Origin of the sequence: Flavobacterium succinicans LMG 10402 (assembly GCF_000611675.1) — a bacterium.
Classification (GTDB): Bacteria; Bacteroidota; Bacteroidia; order Flavobacteriales; family Flavobacteriaceae; genus Flavobacterium; species Flavobacterium succinicans.
This window is the reverse complement of sequence record NZ_JATV01000010.1, coordinates 25,496-48,517: the sequence shown is the minus strand read 5'-3', so window position 1 is coordinate 48,517 and position 23,022 is coordinate 25,496. Positions and strand designations below refer to the sequence as shown.

Annotated in this window: 17 protein-coding genes and 1 other RNA gene; 8 read left to right on the top strand and 10 right to left on the bottom strand. The window is 35.0% G+C overall.

The features are described 5' to 3' along the window. Positions 1-32 precede the first annotated feature (32 nt). Complete coding sequence (locus AO58_RS0110990) at positions 33-1,061, bottom strand: threonine aldolase family protein (protein WP_024981748.1); 1,029 nt, start codon at positions 1,059-1,061, stop codon at positions 33-35. Positions 1,062-1,150: 89 nt separating this feature from the next. On the opposite strand from AO58_RS0110990, the gene prfB reads away from it, so the two are divergent. The 3 genes from prfB (at position 1,151) to AO58_RS0110975 (ending at position 5,222) form a co-directional block, all read left to right on the top strand. Then, a protein-coding gene (gene prfB, locus AO58_RS17230; RefSeq protein ID WP_139225582.1) for a peptide chain release factor 2 occupies positions 1,151-2,249 on the top strand; the annotation gives its coding sequence in 2 pieces (ribosomal slippage) (positions 1,151-1,213 and positions 1,215-2,249; 1,098 coding nt in all). A gap of 180 nt (positions 2,250-2,429) precedes the next feature. Further along, positions 2,430-3,428 (top strand): UDP-3-O-(3-hydroxymyristoyl)glucosamine N-acyltransferase, encoded by a 999-nt coding sequence (lpxD, locus tag AO58_RS0110980; RefSeq protein WP_024981747.1) that lies wholly within the window; start codon positions 2,430-2,432, stop codon positions 3,426-3,428. A 165-nt stretch (positions 3,429-3,593) separates the two neighbouring features. Continuing rightward, positions 3,594-5,222 carry an acyl-CoA carboxylase subunit beta gene (locus tag AO58_RS0110975; protein WP_024981746.1) on the top strand — a complete coding sequence of 543 codons (1,629 nt, stop codon included), beginning with the start codon at positions 3,594-3,596 and terminating at the stop codon, positions 5,220-5,222. A 270-nt stretch (positions 5,223-5,492) separates the two neighbouring features. Here AO58_RS0110975 and AO58_RS0110970 read toward each other — a convergent pair whose 3' ends face one another. Beyond that, complete coding sequence (locus AO58_RS0110970) at positions 5,493-6,536, bottom strand: AMP-binding protein (protein WP_024981745.1); 1,044 nt, start codon at positions 6,534-6,536, stop codon at positions 5,493-5,495. 22 nt (positions 6,537-6,558) lie between these two features. Continuing rightward, positions 6,559-7,482, bottom strand: coding sequence for a CPBP family intramembrane glutamic endopeptidase (locus AO58_RS0110965; protein WP_024981744.1), 924 nt, complete (start codon positions 7,480-7,482; stop codon positions 6,559-6,561). Between the two features lie 99 nt (positions 7,483-7,581). On the opposite strand from AO58_RS0110965, the gene AO58_RS0110960 reads away from it, so the two are divergent. Beyond that, the gene (locus AO58_RS0110960; RefSeq protein ID WP_024981743.1) at positions 7,582-7,929 is read left to right on the top strand and encodes an ArsC/Spx/MgsR family protein; all 348 of its coding nucleotides are present in this window, start codon (positions 7,582-7,584) and stop codon (positions 7,927-7,929) included. 88 nt (positions 7,930-8,017) lie between these two features. Then, a complete protein-coding gene (locus tag AO58_RS0110955; protein ID WP_024981742.1) occupies positions 8,018-10,462 on the top strand; it encodes a TonB-dependent receptor in 2,445 nt (814 codons plus the stop codon). 93 nt (positions 10,463-10,555) lie between these two features. Here AO58_RS0110955 and AO58_RS18160 read toward each other — a convergent pair whose 3' ends face one another. Both AO58_RS18160 and AO58_RS0110945 read right to left on the bottom strand, forming a co-directional pair. Beyond that, positions 10,556-10,729 (bottom strand): hypothetical protein, encoded by a 174-nt coding sequence (locus tag AO58_RS18160; protein WP_024981741.1) that lies wholly within the window; start codon positions 10,727-10,729, stop codon positions 10,556-10,558. Positions 10,730-10,889: 160 nt separating this feature from the next. Next, positions 10,890-12,092: an NAD(P)-dependent oxidoreductase gene (locus tag AO58_RS0110945; RefSeq protein WP_024981740.1), complete on the bottom strand. Its 1,203-nt coding sequence runs from the start codon at positions 12,090-12,092 to the stop codon at positions 10,890-10,892. 248 nt (positions 12,093-12,340) lie between these two features. Between AO58_RS0110945 and AO58_RS0110940 the strand changes: the two genes are divergently transcribed. The 3 genes from AO58_RS0110940 (at position 12,341) to AO58_RS0110930 (ending at position 15,637) form a co-directional block, all read left to right on the top strand. Next, a complete protein-coding gene (locus AO58_RS0110940; RefSeq protein ID WP_024981739.1) occupies positions 12,341-13,543 on the top strand; it encodes a serine hydrolase domain-containing protein in 1,203 nt (400 codons plus the stop codon). A gap of 92 nt (positions 13,544-13,635) precedes the next feature. Next, positions 13,636-14,032, top strand: a transfer-messenger RNA (tmRNA) gene (gene ssrA, locus AO58_RS17800). A gap of 300 nt (positions 14,033-14,332) precedes the next feature. Continuing rightward, a complete protein-coding gene (locus AO58_RS0110930; protein WP_024981737.1) occupies positions 14,333-15,637 on the top strand; it encodes a site-specific integrase in 1,305 nt (434 codons plus the stop codon). Between the two features lie 462 nt (positions 15,638-16,099). Here the strand turns inward: AO58_RS0110930 and AO58_RS0110925 are convergent, their stop codons facing one another. The 5 genes from AO58_RS0110925 to AO58_RS0110900 form a co-directional block, all read right to left on the bottom strand. Next, the gene (locus AO58_RS0110925; protein ID WP_024981736.1) at positions 16,100-16,612 is read right to left on the bottom strand and encodes a gamma-glutamylcyclotransferase family protein; all 513 of its coding nucleotides are present in this window, start codon (positions 16,610-16,612) and stop codon (positions 16,100-16,102) included. A gap of 16 nt (positions 16,613-16,628) precedes the next feature. Beyond that, positions 16,629-17,879, bottom strand: a complete 1,251-nt coding sequence (locus AO58_RS0110920) for a M20 metallopeptidase family protein (protein ID WP_162150403.1) — start codon at positions 17,877-17,879, stop codon at positions 16,629-16,631. 25 nt (positions 17,880-17,904) lie between these two features. Continuing rightward, positions 17,905-19,725 (bottom strand): phospholipase D-like domain-containing protein, encoded by a 1,821-nt coding sequence (locus AO58_RS0110915; RefSeq protein ID WP_024981734.1) that lies wholly within the window; start codon positions 19,723-19,725, stop codon positions 17,905-17,907. Positions 19,726-20,043: 318 nt separating this feature from the next. Further along, positions 20,044-21,237 (bottom strand): hypothetical protein, encoded by a 1,194-nt coding sequence (locus AO58_RS0110905; RefSeq protein WP_024981733.1) that lies wholly within the window; start codon positions 21,235-21,237, stop codon positions 20,044-20,046. A 23-nt stretch (positions 21,238-21,260) separates the two neighbouring features. Continuing rightward, positions 21,261-22,958, bottom strand: a complete 1,698-nt coding sequence (locus tag AO58_RS0110900) for a hypothetical protein (RefSeq protein ID WP_024981732.1) — start codon at positions 22,956-22,958, stop codon at positions 21,261-21,263. Positions 22,959-23,022: the final 64 nt, after the last annotated feature.

Sequence of the window (23,022 nt, the reverse complement as noted above, 5' to 3'; positions counted from 1 at the left end):
TTTACAGTTAGTCACTATAAATCCTTTTTTTTTTATACTACAAACAAACGCTGCAAGGTTTCTATTACATAAGAATGCATTACTTCTCTATAATCCAAATGCGTCACAATTCGAAGTTTTCCTTTTCCGAGTGAACTAATTGCAATGTTTTTTTGGCGTAACTTCTCGATCAATAAAGCATCACTTAAACTAGGAATGACTTTAAAAATCAAGATATTCGTTTCCACCGGTTCCACGGATTCCACCCAAGGCAAACGACTTAACAGTAGCCCTAATTCTTTCGCTCTACGATGGTCTTCGGTTAATCGCATGATATTATTTTCTAAAGCATAAATCCCAGCTGCTGCCAAATACCCCACTTGACGCATACCGCCTCCCAAAATTTTACGAACCCGAAGCGCTCTATGAATGGTTTCTTTATCAGCCAACAAAACTGATCCGATAGGTGCGCCTAATCCTTTGGACAAACACACAGAAATGGTATCAAATAATTTTCCGTACTCTTTAGGATTTTGCCTTTTAGCCACCAAAGCGTTCCAAATTCGGGCGCCATCCATATGAAACTTCAAGTTATTGCTAGTACAAACTTGCTTTATTTGTTGTAATGTTTCTAATTCATAACAAGCGCCACCTCCTTTATTGGTAGTGTTTTCTACACATACCAAACTGGTTTTGGGGCTATGATAAAATTCGGGATCATTTATCGCTTCAGCCACTTGAGCCGCTGTAATCATGCCTCGAGATCCATCTAGTAAACAACAAGAAACCCCGCTGTTAAACGAAACTCCTCCTCCTTCATAATTATAAACGTGGGCATATTTATCTGCTATAAGTTGTTCTCCAGGTTGCGTATGTAATTTAATCGCCGTTTGATTCGCCATAGTCCCTGAAGGAAAAAACAAACCCGCTTCCATCCCAAACATGGCTGCTACACGTGCTTCTAATTCAATTACTGTTGGGTCTTGCTTGTAGACATCGTCACCAACAACCGCTCTGAACATATATTGTAACATTTCGGGAGTGGGTTTAGTCACAGTATCACTCACTAAATTAATTTCCATAAGAAGTATTTATATCAATCACAGTAAGACCTTAGCTTGTGCTGTGCTATTTTTTTTATATTTTTGCAAAACAAAATTAATTAAAATTTATGACAACTACCGAACAAATTAAAGGTATTGTGGAGCGCCTTGGTGCGTTGAGGAGGTATCTTTGACGTAGATGCCAAACTTATTGAAATTACCAATGAAGAAGAAAAAACTTTTGCTCCAGATTTTTGGAATAATGCAAAAGAAGCTGAGCTTATTGTAAAAAACTTGAGAAACAAAAAAAAGTGGATTGAAGATTACAATAAGGCCGTGGCACTTACAGAAGAATTGCAACTCGCTTACGACTTTTACAAAGAAGGCGAGCTCTCTACAGAAGAATTGGATGAACAATACAATTTTGCGCAAGACCACATTGAAGCTATAGAGTTCAAAAACATGCTTTCTGACGAAGGCGATACCTTAAGTGCTGTACTACAAATAACAGCTGGTGCTGGCGGAACCGAAAGTTGTGATTGGGCTGAAATGCTGATGCGTATGTACATCATGTGGGGCGAAAAATATGGCTATAAAATCAAAGAATTGAACTTTCAAAAAGGAGAATCAGCAGGTATCAAAACCGTGACTTTAGAATTTGAAGGCGATTATTCATTTGGATATTTAAAAGGAGAAAATGGAGTACATCGCTTGGTTCGTATCTCTCCTTTTGATAGTAATGCCAAAAGACATACTTCTTTTGCTTCTGTATACGTATATCCCCTTGCGGATGATACTATTCAAATTGAGATTAATCCTGCCGATATTTCATGGGAAACCATGCGTTCAAGCGGGGCAGGTGGCCAAAACGTAAACAAAGTGGAAACTGCGGTTCGTTTGCGTCACTTTCCTACGGGCATCATTATCGAAAACTCCGAAACGCGTTCTCAATTGGACAACAAAACCAAAGCCATGCAATTGTTGAAATCACAATTATATGAAATTGAATTAAAAAAGAAACAAGCACTACGAGACGAAATTGAAGCTAAAAAAATGAAAATTGAATGGGGATCACAAATTAGAAACTATGTGATGCACCCCTATAAATTAGTCAAAGATGTGAGAACTGGCTATGAAACCAGTGATGTGGATAGCGTCATGAATGGCAACATCGACCCGTTTTTGAAATCATTTTTAATGATGATGGGACAAAGAGAAGAAGAATAATATGTTCTTTACAACAACTAAAAACGACTTCAATGGTGTATTGAAGTCGTTTTTGTATATAAAAAGTCGTTTTTTTCTTGTTTTATATTTTTTTTAACTTTTAAAAGTTAAATTATTAGGTAGGTCTATAACAAATTCTTTTATTTGAAACCAAATACACTTAAAATTCTTTCCCCTATAATGAAATCCTACTCTATTCAAGAAATTAACGAGGCTTTGCAAGGCCAATTAATTGGCAACTTATTACACCATATTACTGCACCCGAACAATTAGAATTAGCAACAACCCATCAAATTTCATTTATTGGCAACAAAAAATACGAAAAATATTGGGCTACTTCAAATGCCAGCGCTGCTATTGTAAACGAAGATATTAGCATAGAGCCTGGAGAAAACAAAGCGTTTATTAAAGTAAAAAATGCCGAATTAGCAATGGCACAATTACTACAACTTTACGCACCAGAGCCTCCTCAATTTGACTTTGATGTTCACCCTAATGCCACTATTCATGACAGCGTTATTTTAGGAATAGGAAGCAAAGTTGGTGCAGGATGTTATCTTGGACCCAATGTGGTTATTGGAAAAAATGTAACCATCTACCCAAATGTGACTATTTTGGACGGATCCTTTATCGGAGACCATACAGTACTTTGGTCTGGAGTCGTGGTGAGAGAACGTTGTCAAATTGGCAACCATTGCATCATCCATCCTAATGCTACTATTGGAGCAGACGGTTTCGGTTTTCGAATGTGTAAAGAAAAAGGATTGGTCAAAATTCCACAAATTGGCAATGTAATCATTGGAAATTCAGTTGAAATTGGTGCTAATTCTTGTGTGGATCGTGGCAAATTTAGCGCTACCGTACTTGGTGATGGCTGCAAAATTGATAATTTGGTACAAATTGGTCACAACAGTAAACTGGGTCGTTTTTGTATTATGGCTGGGCATAGCGGTCTTGCCGGTTCTGTAACACTTGGAGACGGTGTAGTTATTGGAGGAAGTGCTTCGATCAAAGATCACACTACCATTGGATCGGGAGCTACTGTAGGTGCTGGTTCAGGCGTAACCTGCGATGTTCCTGAAGGAAAAGTCGTTTTGGGCTATCCTGCCGTAGCCGCCAAAGATGCACTACGCCAATGGGCAATATTAAAACAATTAGTAAATGACACAAGAAAATAAACACTCCTAACGGATAAAATTTTATTAATTTCACAAAAAAAGCAGCAATATTATGCTGCTTTTTTGTTTTTATTAAAAAACAACACATTGATATGCATTTAAACATAAAAGAAATTAAAACCTTTTTGTAAATTAGCTTACAATTTAAAAAACCAATCAATCTTTATGGATTTAAACTTTAATCAAAACGAAGACCACAATAAATTACTGCTTTCTCAAATGCGTCACAAATTAAGTAAAGTGAAATTGGGAGGTGGCGAAAAAAGAATTGAAAAGTTGCATACCGAAGGCAAAATGACGGCAAGAGAGCGTATTGATTATTTATTAGATGCCAAAGCTGAAAGTATTGAAATTGGTGCTTTTGTTGGTGAAGGAATGTACCCTGAACATGGAGGTTGCCCTTCAGGAGGCGTTGTTATAAAGATAGGTTTCATCCAAGGAAAACAATGTATCGTAGTTGCGAATGACGCTACCGTAAAAGCAGGAGCATGGTTTCCTATTACAGGCAAAAAAAATCTAAGAGCACAAGAAATTGCAATGGAAAACAGGTTGCCTATTATTTACTTAGTCGATAGCGCTGGAGTGTACTTGCCACTACAAGACGAAATCTTTCCTGACAAAGAACACTTTGGGCGAATTTTTCGAAACAACGCACAAATGAGTAGTATGGGCATCACTCAAATTGCCGCTGTGATGGGAAGCTGTGTCGCTGGAGGAGCTTATTTACCTATTATGAGTGATGAAGCCATGATCGTAGATAAAACGGGGAGTATTTTCTTGGCAGGAAGCTATTTGGTTAAGGCTGCCATTGGAGAAACCATTGACAATGAAACCCTCGGAGGCGCCACTACACATTGCGAAATATCAGGTGTAACCGATTATAAAGCCAAAGATGACAAAGATGCTTTGGATAAAATTAAAAATATTGTGGGTAAAATTGGCGATTACGAAAAAGCAGGCTACAATCGCATTCCATCTGCCCCACCCACTTTAGAACAAAAGGACATTTATGGTATTTTGCCTAAAGCGAGAAACGAACAATATGACATGAACGAGATTATCCTCCGATTGGTTGATGCCTCAGAATTTGAACCTTATAAAGACGGTTACGGGCAAACGATTATAACGGGGTATGCAAGAATTGATGGCTGGGCCGTAGGTATTGTTGCCAATCAACGCAAAGTAGTAAAAACCAAAAAAGGGGAAATGCAATTTGGTGGCGTAATCTATTCTGATTCCGCCGATAAAGCCACTCGTTTTATTGCCAATTGCAACCAAAAGAAAATTCCACTGGTTTTTATTCAAGATGTCACCGGATTTATGGTGGGATCCAAATCAGAACATGGCGGAATCATTAAAGATGGCGCCAAAATGGTCAATGCTGTATCGAATTCTGTAGTTCCAAAATTCACCATCATAGTTGGAAATTCTTACGGTGCCGGAAATTACGCCATGTGTGGCAAAGCTTATGATCCAAGACTAATTGTTGCATGGCCTAGTGCAGAATTAGCTGTAATGGGTGGCACACAAGCAGCAAAGGTGTTGGCGCAAATAGAAGCTTCCTCTCTAAAAGCCAAAGGCGAAGTGGTAGACGAGGCCAAAGAAGCCGAATTGTTCGCTACTATCAAAGCTCGCTATGAAGAACAAGTTTCGCCCTATTACGCCGCCGCCAGATTATGGACCGATGCTATCATCGACCCATTGGATACCCGAACTTGGATCGCTATGGGTATTGAAGCAGCCAATCATGCCCCTATTGAAAAAAAGTTTAATCTGGGTATCATTCAAACCTAAGGTTAAAATTTGATTTCGTGTTTTAAAGCTAAAAATTTCTTTGTCACAGATTAGCACAGATTAATTTTTCAAGCTGTAGCAAAAACTCTTTTAAATGATTATGACAATATATATTTCTTACTACTTAGTACATAAAAAAAGAGCTGATTTCTCAGCTCTTTTTTATTGCCTTTCCTACCCCTCTAAGTTGAAGAGTAGAAATTTATTTGTACTCAATAATTCTTGGTTATTTCTACTATAGAAGATAAACTAACTACTATAATTTTTAAACTACGCTACTATCGATTCTTTTCTGATAATTTTTCCAGTAGCGGTTACTTCAAAGGCAGGAACAAATAGAATTTCTTTTGGTTTTTCGTATTTATCCAAAACATCAAAAACAGACTCCTCAATTGGCATCGGCTCACCTTCAACATACAAAACTACTTTTTCTCCCAAAACAGTATCAGGTTTACCTGCTACAAAATAACGTCTTGGTATTTGAGAGGACAATTTAGCTTCAATTTTTTCAGGTACAAGTTTTATTCCACCGCTATTAATAATATTGTCCAATCGTCCAACCCAAATAAATTGTGTATCTGAAACCAATTCTACAATATCATTTGTTACTATTGGATTAGCATTGATAGCCGGAGCATGTACAATTAAACCATTGTTATCATCTACAGAAACGGTCACATTAGGTAAAGTTGTAAAAGCTTTTTCCCCTACCCTTTTAGCAGCAATGTGTGTGATGGTCTCAGTCATTCCGTAAGTTTCATAAATTTTATTTGGTAACTTTATTAACTTATCCTCTAACGACTTGTGGATTTTCACCCCTCCGACTATTATTTTCTTAATATTTTTTAATTTATCTATTGAATTTTTGGCCTGTAATGGAACCATGGCAGCAAAATCATATTTTGCATCATTATACTGCAAAGGATTAGAATTAGGTTCTACAAAATCCATATCCAAACCTAGAATAAAGGCACGAACAAACATCATTTTACCAGCAACATAATCAATAGGTAAGCAGTGCAAAATTTTGTTACCTGGGCTTAACTCAAAAAAATCACCTGTAGCTAAAGCAGAACTTACCATGGCGTCTTTTTCAATACGAATTAATTTTGGCGCACCTGTCGTACCTGAAGTATTGATCTCAATATAAGATCTATTATCAAACCAATCAATTAAAAAATCGCCTAACGATTTTTGAAATTCAGCTCCTTCTTTAATAAAAGAATAAGCTACCATGCATAACTGTTCGCGATTTAAGTGAACACCATTAAACTTAAAATAATTATGAACATTCTTGTATGTAACTGTTTTCATAGTGGTTGTAATTTATTGCAATTTATAATCTATTATTAATTGAACCCGCGAGCCTATTTTTCCATTGAGTCCATTGATATTTTCTCCCAAATATAAGCAAAAGAATTGGGTATATCAACAAAACCGGCAGTAATACATCATACCCTACGGATGGTTCTGATACGTCTTTTAAAATGGAATGCGTCTGAAAAACGGACCAATTTGAGGTCACCAATAAAGCGCCAACCAAATTATTTGCTGCATGAAAACCCAAAGCCAATTCCATTCCCTCATCCATCAACGTAATAATTCCTAAAAAAAAGCCCGTACCAATATAGTAGATCAGTATACTATTGCCCATTTTAACCACTTCAGGATTTGCTAAATGCATCAATCCAAAAATACTAGATGTCATGACCAATGGAAACCATTTATTCAAAGACATATTCGCAAAACCCTGCATTAAATAACCTCTAAATACATATTCCTCTGTTGTGGTTTGAATAGGAATAAAAACCACTCCAATCAATAAAAGAAGCAAAAAAGACAAGGGATCAAAATTCAATACATAATCCTTGGGAGACAACAACCAATCCAATAAAGTAGATGCAATTGCGAAAAATGCCCAAATTGAAAAAGAGAAGAAAACCCTACTCCAATCGACCTGAGCTCTTGATGTAGTTACTGACAAAATAGATTGTTTATGAATCACTTTAACCACCAGAAAAAAAGCCAACAATGCAAAGACAAACGATAAAAGCATGAAAAACAAAGTAGCATTCGGGGCTAAAAAATGCATCATAGCTTCGTTAGTTGCAGGAAAGGGTAAATTATCTTGAATCGATTTGAAATAAATCACAACTAACATCGGGAGTTGACCAATAAGAGATGCCACTATAACAAGTACAGAACCAATAATATATTTGTAAAAATGATTATGAGGAAGAACTCCTTGTGTTAAAAACATAGTTTAACAATTTGATGAATGGTTTATAATAAAGTTCATAGATTTGTATGCCTAAAAATACCCTTTTATTTGTTTATAAATTCAAAAATAACTTTAAAAATGCTACAAATTTTTCATAATCCACGATGTGGGAAATCCAGAAATTGCCTTGCTCAGTTAACAACTATGAATCAAGAGTTTGAAATCATTTCGTATCTCACCACTCCACCTACACCAGAGGAATTAAAAATACTGCTTCAAAAACTGTCCATACCAGCTATAGCATTAGTAAGGCAAAAAGAAAAAATTTGGATCGAAAACTACAAAGAAAAAACACTAACCGAAGCTGAAATCATCTTGATCTTGTCTAGTAATCCCATACTTATTGAACGACCAATTATTGTATCAGGAGATCGAGCGATCATTGCCCGTGAGGAATCAAAAATACTAGACTTTTTAAAAGATTAATCATTTCTTTTTAACAAAATATTATGATTTCAGAATGAAACCTTTTTACTTTTTAAGTGTCTAAAAAGCCAAATCATTAAAACTAAAAATGAAAAACCTTACTCACTTCATTACCTTATTACTACTTTGCTTTACTATTGCGAGTTATGCACAACCAGGAAAAACCAAACTCAAAGTCACAGGAAGAGTTGTTGAAAAAAATTCAAAACAACCCTTAGAATACGCTACAATCACCTTAAAAAACAATAGCAATCCAAAAATTATTGCTGGAGGTGTTACAAACAATAAAGGAGAGTTTTCAGTAGATCTGAACGCTGGTACTTACGATATCATTGTAGAATTCATTTCGTTTAAGCCTTTTGAAATCAAACAAAAAAACATTTCAGATAACGTATCACTTGGACTCATCTCCCTAACAGAAGATGCTGCACAACTAAACGAAGTCGTGATACGCGCCGAGAAAACAACTGTGGATATTAAATTAGATAAAAAAGTATATAATGTAGGTTCTGATTTAATGGTTAAAGGAGGAACAGTGAGCGATGTTCTAGATAACATTCCTTCTGTAGCAGTAGATGCCGAAGGAAACGTAAGTTTGAGAGGAAACGAAAATGTGAGAATTCTTATTGACGGAAGACCTTCAAACGCTATTAATATTACCGAAGCCTTACGTTTAATTCCAGCGGATGCTATCGAAAAAGTAGAAGTTGTAACCAATCCTTCTGCTAGATACGATGCCGAAGGTGGTGGTGGATTATTGAACATCATTCTAAAGAAAGGAAAAAACCAAGGATTCAACGGAACCTTCATAGCTAATACCGGATATCCAGACAATCATGGTTTGAGCGGAACTTTGAATTACAAAACCGAAAAATTCAATTTGTTTACGACCCAAGGCTACAATTACAGAAACAATCCTGGTCGAGGATTAAACGATTCAAAATACTTTAATACTGACGGGACAACCAAAAGCTATGTATACGAAGACAGAGAAAACGATCGTTTTAACAGCGCTTACAATGGTACTGCTGGGATAGAATGGTACATCAATAAGTCTACTTCATGGACCAATAGTATCAATTACCGAAAAAGTAATGGTAACAATGAGGATAATGTATTTCAAGATAATTATGACAAAGATTTTGTTTACGAGTTTACCCGTAATCGTTTAAATAAAGAAAATAGTGATAGCGAGAATTTTGAATACACTTCTAATTTTATCAAAAACTTCAAAAAAGAAGGCCATAAGCTGAGTGTTGATATCTCTATTTCTAGCAATAAAGATTTGAATTCTGCTATAATTACTGATAAAGCAACGAATGATCCAGAGGTTAAATTGGATGATTCCCGCAACAACCAAGATCAAAAAAGAAATTTATTTGTGGTTGATTATGTGTTGCCGTTAGGAAAAGGACAACAATTTGAAGCGGGTTACCGAGGTGACTTTACGAATTTAAACACTGATTATGCTGTAACTAGTAGTGGTACTTCTGTAGCTATTTTCACCAATTTTTTAGAGTATAAAGAAAAAGTAAACGCCTTATATACACAATATGGCGTAAAAGTAAACAAACTCTCAATGCTTTTTGGTATGCGTTATGAAGATTCAAATATTGATATTAACTTTTTAAAAACTAACGATTTCAATACCAAAAAATACAGCAACTTATTTCCAAGTGCGTTTTTTACCTATGAATTATCAGATAAAAGTAGTACGTCAATTAGTTATAGCAAACGAATTCAAAGACCAAGAGGACGTTTCTTAAACCCTTTCAACAACTTCTCGAGCAACATCAATATTTTTGTTGGAAATCCTGATTTAGACCCTGCGCTAACCGATGCAATTGATTTTGGCTACATTAAAAGATGGGAAAAGTTAACTTTAAGCACATCATTGTATTATAACACTACTAAAGATGCATTCCAATTTATTAGACGTGACTCAGGGAAAACTGTTAATGGCATTACTGTAATTGAATCATCACCTATTAATCTTGGAACAGAAATGCGAACTGGTTTTGAAGTTAACTTAAATTATTCTCCTTACAAATGGTGGAAGTTGAATAGCAATTTTAACTTCTTTGCCGTGCAAACTCGTGGCGATTATGAATACACAACTTCAAAAGGAGAGATTATTGTTCAAAATTTTGATTTTGATGCCACTTCTTGGTCTACCCGATTGACTTCAAAAATTACTTTACCAGCCAAAATAGACTGGCAAACCAACTTATCCTACAATGGACCACAAGACAATGCCCAAGGAAAAAGATTGGGAATATTGGCTATGAATTTAGGTTTCAGTAAAGATATCTTAAAAGACAAAGCTACGGTTGCCTTCAACATAAGTGACGTTTTCAATAGTAGAAAAATGATGTCAGAAACACACATTCCAAGTGTTGAATCGTATTCAGAAATGCAATTTAGAATCCGACAAGTAACACTTTCATTTACTTATCGTTTTAACAAACCTAAAAACGAAAGAGAAAAACCGAAACGCAACATGAACGAAGGCGAAATGGAATTTCAAGGATAATCAATTAAAAGACCTGCTTAAGCAGGTCTTCTTTTTGGATAAAGCACAAAAAAAAGGACTCAAATTGAGTCCTTTTTTATTAAGATCATTAGCTTATACTAATTCTTCTTCTTGTTTCTGTTTTGCTTTTTTCTCTTTATAAGCTTCCCAAGAAGCGCCTCCTACCCAATAGGATATGAAACCAACTAAGAAAAACATTAACCAAAATCCCATGGTTAGGATGGTTAAAAAAAGCAAGAAACCTAAATACTGTGAAAATTCAAACATGTTTTCCGGAATTTTGAATGTTGCGACAAATATAGCGGGAATATTGTTTTAAAGCAATTAAAAGCATAAAAACTCAGCTTTATTTTTAAGAAACTTTTAAGAATGCTTTTTTAACTATAACGTTATCATTACGCAATCCTATCAAATAACTAAAAATCAATTATTTACCATCCACATACTCCTGTAAATACTGGAATCGCTCTGTCAATTGCCCGTTATGAGTCATTCGAGCCCGAGCCAATATTCCGTCAGCATCACCATTAAAAAAGGCTGGAATTACATGTTGTGCAAACATCTGACCAAAACCTTCGCTGGCATCTTTCGGCAATTCACAAGGCAAGTTATCTACGGCCATTACCACAATGGCTGCAGGATGAAACACATCAACTTCTTTATGCTCGGAGGGTAAATACCCATACAATGGCTCTTCAATAGTTGAAGCTCGGAGTGTACAAGCAATAGGTCCGTTTACATCGCAGGAAACATCAGCTACCACTTTTATTTTGCAATCACTAGCTTGTAACATTTTTTGCGTTAGAATGTCTGGAGCACCATTGCCATGAAAATGTCCTGAGATATAAATATCGGATACTTTGGTGAATTTCTCAAAATCAGAACCATAATCTTGGGGATTTTTGTAAAAATCGTTCGTATCGATCGTAGTACCATCCAGTCTTTTATTGTAGTCCAAAACTTCAATTTGGGTAAAAACAGCACTAGAATAATTTTTATTCAAAAAATTTTCTACCGAAACTTCTTTAATTTTCATTGCCGTCAAAATTTCTTGTATTCCCACTCCGACTTTACCTTTGCCAGTCACCACAATTTTTATAGGAGGAAGAATTTGGCGCTTTAATTGACGTACTAGATCTTCTTTTCCATTCAAAGTGCAAGCTTTCGGCATTTTAAACAATTCAAACTTAATTCCGAAAGCTCGAATAGCATTGTAGGCACCCACAATTCCTGCATACCTTCCAAAACCAATCAGCCGTCTATTCGAAGCGTCCACAATGGTTTCATGATCATACAGTTCAATGTTTTTTTCTAAAACAGCTTGCAATAATTTTCGATTATAAGGCTGTTTTTTGATCGTGTGCGAAAAAAAGAAGTATTTTTTATCGGGGATCAACCACTCCACTGGCACTTCTTTTACCCCAAATAACACTTCACAATCCGACAAATCATCGGTTACCGCTATTCCTTGATCCTGATAAGATGCATCACTAAAAACACGAATATCCGAAGGTTCGACTTTAAAAATAAGATCTGGAAATTGTTCTTGTAATATTTTTATTTCATTAGGAGAAAAAACAACACGCTTGTCTGGTGGATTTTTCCTTTCTTTTATAATTCCAAATTTCATTTTACAGTATTTATACGACAATTAATTTAACTCACAATTGAATTATTGTTACAAATATAACAATAGTACTAAGAATAGCCTTTTTTTATTTTGATTTTCATTACAAAAAAAACAAATTAATATTGAACACCAATACGCTATGTTTTTGGAGGAATATTAAAGTTATCCTAAATGCAGCAATAGAAAAAAAACAAGAAAGAAAAAATGTAAAGGAATCTATATATTTGCCCCTTTCAATTTTACTTTAGATGGCACTTCTCAAAAAAGCAAATATAGCACAATTACTCCTCGTATCTTTAACCATAATTTCTTGTGCAAAAGAAATTAAAAAAGTAGAGCTTACAGACGACCAGCTTCCGAAAAACGTTCTACCCATATTAAAGCCAGCACCAAAAGATAGCACCCAACTTAGTGCAAATTACATTCAAGAAAAAAAGGCAAAAATCGCTACGTTTTATCAAAAAACCTGGCCCAACAATTCTATGAATGGGAGTTTTTTAGTAGCTCAAAACGGCCAAATCATTTATGAAAAATACAATGGTTATGGAAATTTTAGAGATAAAGATACTATTACAAGCGAAACTCCTTTGCATATTGCATCGGTGAGTAAAGTGCTAACGGCTACATTGATTTTGAAATTAGTCAATGCCAAACGCTTGGATTTGGACCAAAAGGTTAACAGTATTCTTGAAACCTTTCCATATCCTGAAATTACAGTCCGCACCTTATTGAATCACCGTTCTGGAATGCGAAACTATGCTTACTTTACGGATAGGAAAGCTAATATTTGGGATCGTAAAAAAACATTAACCAACCAAGATGTCTTGGATTTAATGGCTACAAAAGATATCAGTTTAGAGTTTAAAACAGATAGTCGTTTTGCCTATTGCAATACCAACTATGCGATTTTGGCTTTGATTATTGAAAAAATAACTCATACAACGTATATCGATGCAATGCACAAAATGATTTTCCAACCGTTGGGAATGACCCACAGTTTTGTGTTTGACATTACCAAAGACAAAAAGAAAATAGTCCCGTCATATAAAGCCAATAAGGTTGAAATTGGAATTGATTACTTAGACGGGGTGTATGGCGACAAAAACATCTACTCTACTCCAAGAGATCTATTAAAATTTGATTTAGCCAGAAATACAGGTACTTTCATTTCACCAGATCTTTGGAAGCAAGTTTTTACCCCCTATAGTAACGAACGAAAAGGAACCAAAAACTATGGTTTAGGCATTCGAATGATCAATTGGGAAACAGGTCAAAATTTTTATTTCCATAACGGTTGGTGGCATGGAAACACCTCCTCATACATCACACTTCCAAAAGAAAAAGTGGTCATCATTGCTTTATCCAATAAAATGACAAGAAGTACGTATTCGGTCAGAAAGCTTGCAACGCTTTTTGGAGATTACCCGTTTAAACTGGAGGACGAAGAATAAGGAAAATCCATTTTTTAAAAAATAGGCATAGAATTTGATTTAAATACTTTTTATTACCTCAAATAGATTATATTTGCAATCCAAAAAATATTGGGGTCGACTGGTTTTGACAGCAAGTCGAATTGAAAAGTAAGCACGTCGAGCATTGAGACCTTGCTCGTAAATATAAGATCTCACACTTTTACACGGCGAAAATAACTACGCTTTAGCTGCATAATCCGAATTATAGTACGATTGCGCCACGTTCCTACAAGGTAGGAAAGCTGGATTCTCCTTGAAAGCCTTGGTTTGTGGCGGTCAGTACAGGGGAACCGTAAAAATAAACCTAGATTTCCATAAGCTTCGGGTGGTAATCGAAACTAAGAAGATAAGTGTTGAGTGGTTGTTTCTGACCTAGCTCAACATCGAAAACCCAATCAGGAAATAAGCGTGTAGAAAGCCTTTTAGTTGCTTGTTTGGACCCGAGTTCGATTCTCGGCGATTCCACTGGGACCGTTTAAAGCCAACTTTTCAAAGTTGTCAAAAACGTACAAAATGTCTCGAAACCCTTTAAAAGCCTGCAAATTTTTGAATTTGCAGGCTTTTTTATTTTTCCTGTAACTATCAAAATTTTCAAAAGTGCTCCAAATATTTATGGCAATTTTGTGGCATTTTAGTACTGGAGCAAAAAGTGCCACAAAATTGCCATAAAAAAGGGCTTAAGTAACTGAATTACAACATGTAAAGCAGGTTAACGACTTGACTGAAGAACGTCATAATTCTATATTTATTAACTTAAAAAATTGAATTATGTTAGAAAGCAGCTTTGGGCTTTGTTTCTTTTTGAAAACAACCAAAAACAAATCAAACAGCAGATATATTTATCTGAGAGTAACAGTAGATGGAATACCTAAAGAGACATCTACTAAAAGGACATGGGACATTCAAAGGTGGGATCAAAAAACAGAAAGAGCAACGGGAAATAAGGAAGATGCCAGAACTCTAAATCATTTTCTTGATGCTCTAACCACTCGGATCAACCAATTTAAAATGGATTTAATTTACAACGAAAAATCGATTTCAGCGCAGCGGATTATTGATTTTGTATTGGGAAGGATAGTTTCAAAAGCAATGCTTCTTCAAGAATTTAAAAAGCATAATGACGAGATGTTGGCACTGGTTCCACAGGATTATGCTTTAGCGACGCACAAACGTTATGAGACAGCAAGATTTCATGCTAGAGAATTTGTAAAATACAAATACGCGACGGAAGATATTGAGTTCAGGGATTTAGATTATGATTTTATCATTAGCTATGAATTATATCTAAAAACCGTACGGAATTGTGTAAATAACTCTGCATTGAAATACATTTCCTGCATGAAAAAGATAATAAACAGGGCAATTGATAAAGATATAATTGCGCAGGATCCTTTCAGAGCATTCAAACGTAAGATGACAAAAACTGTCAAAAGACCACTCACCGCGAGTGAACTGCGCACGCTTGAACAGGTCAGTATTACAACCTCAAGACTCCAAACTGTTCGGGATATCTTCGTCTTCCAGTGCTATACCGGTCTGGCATATATTGACGCTTACCAACTTCGGAAAACGGACATAAAAACTGGTATAGATGGAGCGCAATGGATAATGTCGGAAAGACAAAAGACCGGTTCTGTGACCAATGTTCCATTACTTCCCAAAGCCCTCGAAATAATCGAGAAGTACAAAGAACATCCACTCTGCCTTTCAAGAAATGCTGTCCTGCCCGTCGCATCTAATCAAAAAATGAATGCATATCTCAAAGAAATAGCCGATCTATGTGGGTTTACCTCCGAATTGAACACTCATAAAGCCAGACGTACTTTTGGCAGCACAGTTACTCTTAATAATGATGTGCCTATTTCAGTAGTAAAAGAGATGCTGGGACACCAATCAATCCGCCAGACTGAGTCGTATGCAATTACTACAGAGCAAACAATTGGAAGGGAGATGAACAACTTGAGCAGCAAGTTGAGTAAAGTCAATCCTACTATTTCTGATGAAGCAATGTCTATGATATCGAAACTGGAACAAGAATTACAAAAACTAAAAGAACAATTTGGGATTAAATAAACTAAAAACCAACCTTAGCAATTCGGTTGGTTTTTTATTACTTCGATAGCATTCGATCCTGTCGCATCTGCTAGGTAGAAGTAAATTTAAGCTGTCAAATTTAAGTTTATGCTGTCAAATTTATACATAGTAGTGGCTGGATTATTTAACTATTCCTTAATTCGTTGGTTTTGTGCTTATTACCAAGATGTATTAGTTTTGACGTTTTTTAATAGCTTGAAATAGCGAGTTAATATATTTATTTTTAACCAGTTGAATTTATACAGATTTTACCTCGGGGTTATAGAGGAAAGTTTGAAAACCATTGGTTTTCATAAAACAAAAAAATTTCTTTCTTTCTATAGGTATCTCGATGGCTCTGCCTCGGGGCAATACATTACGGACTGATAGCTGAAGGAAAAATTAATGATGCCATATTCCCAAAATATTATACTGAAAGATACAGTGTCAAATGCCAGATTGTTATTGTTGAGCATTAATTATCGCAAAATTTTCACGTCTTCTGGCAACATCGTAATCAACTGTAGATGGTATTGTTTTAAGCCAATCAATGTATTCCTGCGGAAACTGTGCCTGAATAGCTCCTGACAATATAAATTCTCTGTACCAATCATAGGGCCATAATTCATTATTTAGATATTTAGCTTCGTATGCTATATAAACCTTTGCGTTATGCGAATTACCAACAGCATCTACAAATGTAAGTGTTCGTTCTTCATAACCGTACCCAAGACCTTCAAGCCTGTCTAAGGCAGGTTTTTCGTTATTGTTTATTACAAATAATACGCCCCACACAATGTTAACATCATTTCCTGTTTGCACAATATTTGCTTTTGCAGAACCATCCTTTCTACTTATCTTGTTGCATTCCAACCGATAGCCAGTTATATATGCATTTGCAAATTTGGTAGCTGAGGGAACCCTTTCACGTAATCTATTAATATTCATATTTGAACCATATGCGAATATCATCATTGTATATAAATTAAAATTATTGAATTGTAGCTATGTCAGCAAATAGTTCAATCCCATAAATAAAAGCATCGGGATGGATTGAGAATTTGGTTGTATGAACATCCGCTACGCCAAAATCGTCTTTTGTTATACCCCAACCAAAATATAAGCAGGGTATTTTTTCCGTGTAATATGAAAAGTCCTCTGAAAACATATATCTTTCTGAAGGAACAATTTTGCCAGAATATATTTTTGTCAGTTTTGTGATTATTGTATAGTATAAGGTTTCATCATTGATGGTCGCTGGTGCGCCTTTTGAAAATATTTTATCAGAGTTATTTACTTCGCTAAAAACGGCGCTGATTTCAGTTTTTATCAGTTCTTCTATAGATGGCTGATTATCAAAGCGTTTTTTTATATCTTCATATGACCTTATTGTTCCTTTTATAACCGCCCTGCCAGGGATGGTATTAAGATTTTTTACTAATGTATCTCCCATGCCAATATACGTAACACTTATTACACATGGTCTAGAGGTAGTACTCATTTTAGTTGCAGGAATTGCTGTAATATTCGGGATTAATTGACTCAATTTGATTGGCATATTGTCACCCCTGAAAGGCTCCGCCGCATGTGATTCCTTAGCTTCTACGACAATAGAAAAATAATTACTTCCAGCCATAGTATAGCCTGGCGAAATACTAAGCTTTCCGACCGTTAAGTTAGGAGCCGAATGTAAGGCAAATATGTTTTTGATACCTAATTCTTCAAGTTTGCCAGAATTAACAATATCATCAGCTCCTCCGGCTATTTCTTCGGCAGGCTGAAAAATAAAATAAATTTTCCCTTTCAAATTTCCCTTTACCGACATCAAAAGTTTAGCAGTAGCGAGAAGGATTGATGCATGAGCATCATGTCCGCAACTGTGACTTAAATTCAATTTAGAAGCATATGGTAACCCGGTTTCTTCCTTCCCTTTTTTAGCATCAAGTTCCGCTCTGAAGGCTATAACGGGACCTGGTTTTTTTGTATCGAGCTCCGCGATAACACATGTTGGAAGTATGGGAATTTCAATTAAAGTGCCATAACCCATTTTTTTCAGTTCCTCTTTTATCAAAGCGGACGTTTTAATTTCATTTTTTCCTAGTTCGGGATTTTGATGAATTTGCTTATATATATTAAAGCAATAATCTGAGGCTTCAACAAGCTGCACTTTTGTTTGACAAAATGAGATTGAAAAAAAAAGATTGCAACACACTAAAAATAGAGCTAATAATAAGTTTTTCATATCTGAATAATTTAGAGGAACCATCTTATATGTCTAAAGCACCATTCATCCAAAAGTTTAATTGTTCATTTTTGATTTTACCAGCTGCATTAAAGTATTTACCCAAAAACTTTTCTGAGTTATCTTCTAAAAATGCATTGGAACCATTTCCATATTTTTTGTAATAAATTCGAAAAGAAAAATGGTCGTATATATCGAGAATGTGGGTTGTATATGCTAAAGACAATTTTTTATTACCTTTAATAATTGTCAGATTCTCATCATTGTCATAGGAAGCTTTATAACCCAAATTATGGCTACCCATAATCACAGTACAATCTTTTGAAAATGGATCTATTACCATGATCTTATCATGGATAATTGCGAATCCAGCACTCAGGATTTCTTTTTGCCATCCTAAAGGAATATTTGTACCCGTAAAGGCATCAGCCGAACCAACACGATAATCTTCTTTTATTGGCACACCTTTATCTCGTTTAGGAGGTGTGCCTCCAATAAGATCATAATAAAATCCTTCTGAAGCACTATCATTTGTTACCATACCTCTTACGAAAAGGTCTTTTTTATTTTTTAATGCCAAGGCTGACCAATTTGCTAGAGAAGGAGCTCCTGGATAAAAAGCTAAAAACAATATTGCATGTTGTGCTTTATCAATGCATTTTATGACTTCTACCATATCAGATGGACATATTTCATCAGGTGAGCGCTTGCCCCTTGCTTTAGGGGTATTCGGAGAAAACCAACTTTGCACTGAAGTTTCACCTATATTTAAAGACTTACCTATATTATTCCATGACCTAAATACCGATCCTTGCAGATTTGTTTTCACTTTGTTAGCTGCTACAGTATCCTCGACCATCTTATTCCAATATTCTAAATATCGTTTTGCCAAAAGCTCATCATCTATAACTATTGTATTATTGGTTTGAGTACAGAGGCCAGTACCGGTCCAATTCGTGGAACCATAAAGTACAGCCTTTGCCGTACCAGACGAATCAACGTAAATTAAAAATTTGTTGTGGCCAATATGGCTATCAGGCATAACACGATCATATACAAGAGCACCACTTCGTTTAAGTTTTTCCCGTGCAGGATCATTGTCATCAGTCGTTTTTTGAGGGTAAACCATTTTGCCGGTTTTCTTCTGTGCATATTTCGGCTTACTGGTATCATCTTCTTTCTTTGCAGAATTGGATAGAACAATACTAAGTTTATTGCCAAGTCCGCATAAATTTTCAATTAATTGCTCGTCGCCAAGTTCATAAAGACCCGCATAAATCTTTCCAGAATTTTTCGCTCTATCCATAAAATCTATTAGCGCTTCAACCATTCCTCCTGATAGGCTATCTCGCAATTCAGTATCACCTTTATAATCACCAATCTTAGTACGAAGAGAAGGAATATTAAGATCTCCATCAAGATATTTTGAAATACGTTGTGTAGATATTAGTCCACGATTAAAATACGCATTCATATTATTTCCTACATCTGAGGATATCTCTACTATGTTTGAAATAAGAGGGACAAAATTATCCATCGGAACAAAATTACCAGGCGTACCTTGCATGGGAACAATTTTATAACTGAAGGTTTTATTATTGGTTTCTTCGGAAACCATTCTAACATAAACATCTTTCCAATAAAACTTTTGTATTGGGAATTTTACGGAAGATTTGTCCTCAACCTGCCCCGTATTTTTAAATACCGCTTTGTTAGGAAGTGGTATTTCTATCCCTTTATCATCAATTCGATAAATGGCAAAGCCCATACAGCCAACCGGTTTTTTTCCATAACTCCAAGCAATGGTAATGATATCATTGTTTGAAAAAGCAATTGCGTTTTGCATAAGTTTAAATTTTATGACTTTATATAATCAGATGACGCTGAAATCAATAGAAAAACATTCACTCCTTTAACAAGAAGTGCGTTAAACAACCGGATATGAGGTGTGATATTGATATACTTCGGGCAAAAAGCATAATCAAATTTAAATAAAAAAAACTGACAATGAGTGTGTTATACTTTAATTTCCCCACAATATAAAAAACAACCAAATTTGTCGCTTCCTGTATGGGTGTATATAAAAGATTCTTCAGTAAATATTTTTGTATTGTTGTTTATGTATTGCACTTCTGTATTTTCGGCAATTTGGAGCATTATCTCTTTAATATTGTCCTCTATTGTCATTGGTATTTTGATTATCTGTAAACCTGTATCTGTCGTATTTTTTTATCGTACCGGGTCCGTAGAATCCTTTTTCCATTTCTACAACCTCTTCTTCTAATTCCTGATCGTACCGCCAAGGACTGTCCATAAATGCCCAATAAATGTCACGATATTTGCCATTCTTGAACATGATTACAGCAATGCATTTTTGCAATTGTCTTTTATATTTGTAAATCTCCGCATTGTTGTATAGGACATTTTCCCACTTGTCCATATCATATGCAAGTGAGATAAAAACAAAACCGCAACCTGTTCGTAAATTGGCAAACCTTTCGGGCGGCTTAAATTCACCTATGGAAACATATTCAAACATGTTGGTGAAACGCTTTTTGAACTCGGAAAGTTCATATCTTTTCATTTTTGCTATTTCCTTAAGGATTGCATAATAATCAGTAGATTGCTTATGTTCAGGTGAATGTATTTTGTCATAAAAGTCCATTAGTATTCTGGACATGTCATAAACCTCTAAATCATTGGCTAGATTAGGGAGCGTGGCAATATAGTGGGGATCAATGGTACTTTCATTGTCTGTATTAAGATAGTGTGCAAGAATATACTCCTCGGGATATTGGCTGATTGTATTTTTATGAAGTAGATAAATTCTCTCCCTGAATTTCAAATAATCATCAAGCTCCGTCGGTGTATGAAGAGTACGGCAAAGCTTGTAATAGTATTCAATATGAAAAATATGAATAAGTCCAACATCAGAACTTTCATAGAATTTCATCAATTTGTTTTCTTCATTAATAAGATCACTGTTCGGTTTGTAAATAATAATATTATTAGCAAACTCGGAATACGCCCCAGCTACATTAAGCTTATGATTTTGCAGGTTTTGTATATCGATGCTGTCGTAAGATTTAAAGAAGGCTACCGAGTCCTTAATCTGGTTCTTTGCTTTCTTGAGGACGGTGTTTTTGAACCAGTTATTTTCTTCAGCTGCAGATTTGATATCCTTAGGATTTCTTTCTTTGGTCTGAATTATAAAAAGAAGATTATCCAGCCATAGAATATGGTCTGCCAATTCTTTTTGTCCTTCTGGCGGGTAAAATTCGTTTTTTGCAAAAGTAAATTCCTTGAAAAATATATTAGCGTTGATTTCTGTTACAATACTTTCGGATTCTGTCGCCATGTATAATATGCTATATTTAATAATTAATTTTCAGTATTAAAAGGATCAAATTTCAAATATGCTGGTTTTTGAAAGTATGGGTATTTTATAATAAGAAACTTTTCATATTTCTCATGGCTATCCAAAATCGTAAATGTTTTATCTACAAAAGTACCGTTAATTACTTCTTCAATTTGTTCTACTGTATAAATCCGGTATTCAGCATTATACATATATAATGTTGGAGTATTTATAATAAATATTCCCTCAATTGTAAAGTCGCTTATATCAATATGCTCTTCAGGATATTTTTTAATAAAATGTTTTTGTAGTAAAATTTTATTCTCTTCAAACCATTTAACCTTTTTACTAATAGTATCATTATACGATCGTGAGCTTTTAGAGCCTTTTGAAAATGCATTAAAATCGTTTTTCTGATTAACAGTATCGTATCTACTAACCAAGTGTTTACAATCAGCTACAAAAATCTTTTTTGAGGTAGGAGAAATTATTATAAAGTCAATTTCGCCTAAACCTTCAACGTCAATATTAACTGATATTTTATCATAAAAAATTCGTTTTACATTTCGATCATATTGTAAATTGTTTTTTTTTAATTGTGTCTCAACTTCATCATCTAACCATTTATCATGAGCATCTTCTTTACCGTGTACATATTTTTTAAAGCATTTATTTGCCAGCCATTCCTTCGGAGCCTTACCCCATGGGATTGCATTTGAGGACAGTTGTATGAAAGTTTCTGACCAAGCATTTTTTCCAAAAAAAGCATAATCGGCACCATTGATGTTCCAAATAATTATTGGTTTGTACATATATCGGTCCAGACTGTAAGGCTTACAGGCCAAATCAAGTAGCGTCATTTTGTTTGACTTATCCAATGTTAGCCCTTTAAAAAATTGCTCGGCAACGTCCATTGGTACTTTACAAAAATGGTTAAGATTTATGGGTAAGACTCTCCATTCATTACCCACTAGTTGTCCCCCTTTTGACTCAAGTTGCTGATGGATTGTAGAGATTAAAGTCCTAACTTCATCGTATACAATATCGAAACAATTTTTTATTGCATCTTTAAGATCTTTGAATCCTGCTAAATCACTACTATCGACTACAACTTTTGTAAATTGCCCATCTAAATTTTTAGTGATGTCTTCAAATATAAACTCGTAATGATGTCTTCGACTAAATTGATATTGTTCATTTTTGTCAAAAGTAACTTCCGCTAAATCATCTATCATTGATTGTTCCGCAAATAGACCTACACATGTTAAAATCATTTCTCCCAAAAAAAATAAGTCGTCTATTTTGGGTGTAATTCTGGATATGTATGCATGATTTCTTACTTCGCCGTTCACCATTTTAACATCACAACCTGTCTCAATAATAAACTTTAGTATTCGGCGATATCTAGCGATGTATGGCCAATCAATCTCATCCGATAATTCTTCCTCAGAGTGCCTATAAACCATATCAGTTACATCTTCGTGCATTGTGAAGATATCCTGATAAAATCGCACAGAGGTTTCATTATGACATATTTTATTGAATTCTGATATGTAATATTCCAGGCTTGTATTTAATATTTCTCTAATTTCATCTTGACTGAATGGGCCTTTTCCATAGTTATCAATTAGTATTTTTGATAATGCATTTCTATATTTTTTTCCGGCTGTTTTTTCTCCTTTGTAAATTTTATACTTTTCTTTCAAGATATGAATTGTCATTGTCTAAGATTTATAATTATCAGTTTGATATAACAAAGGTTGAAGATAAGTAATTTAAAATACA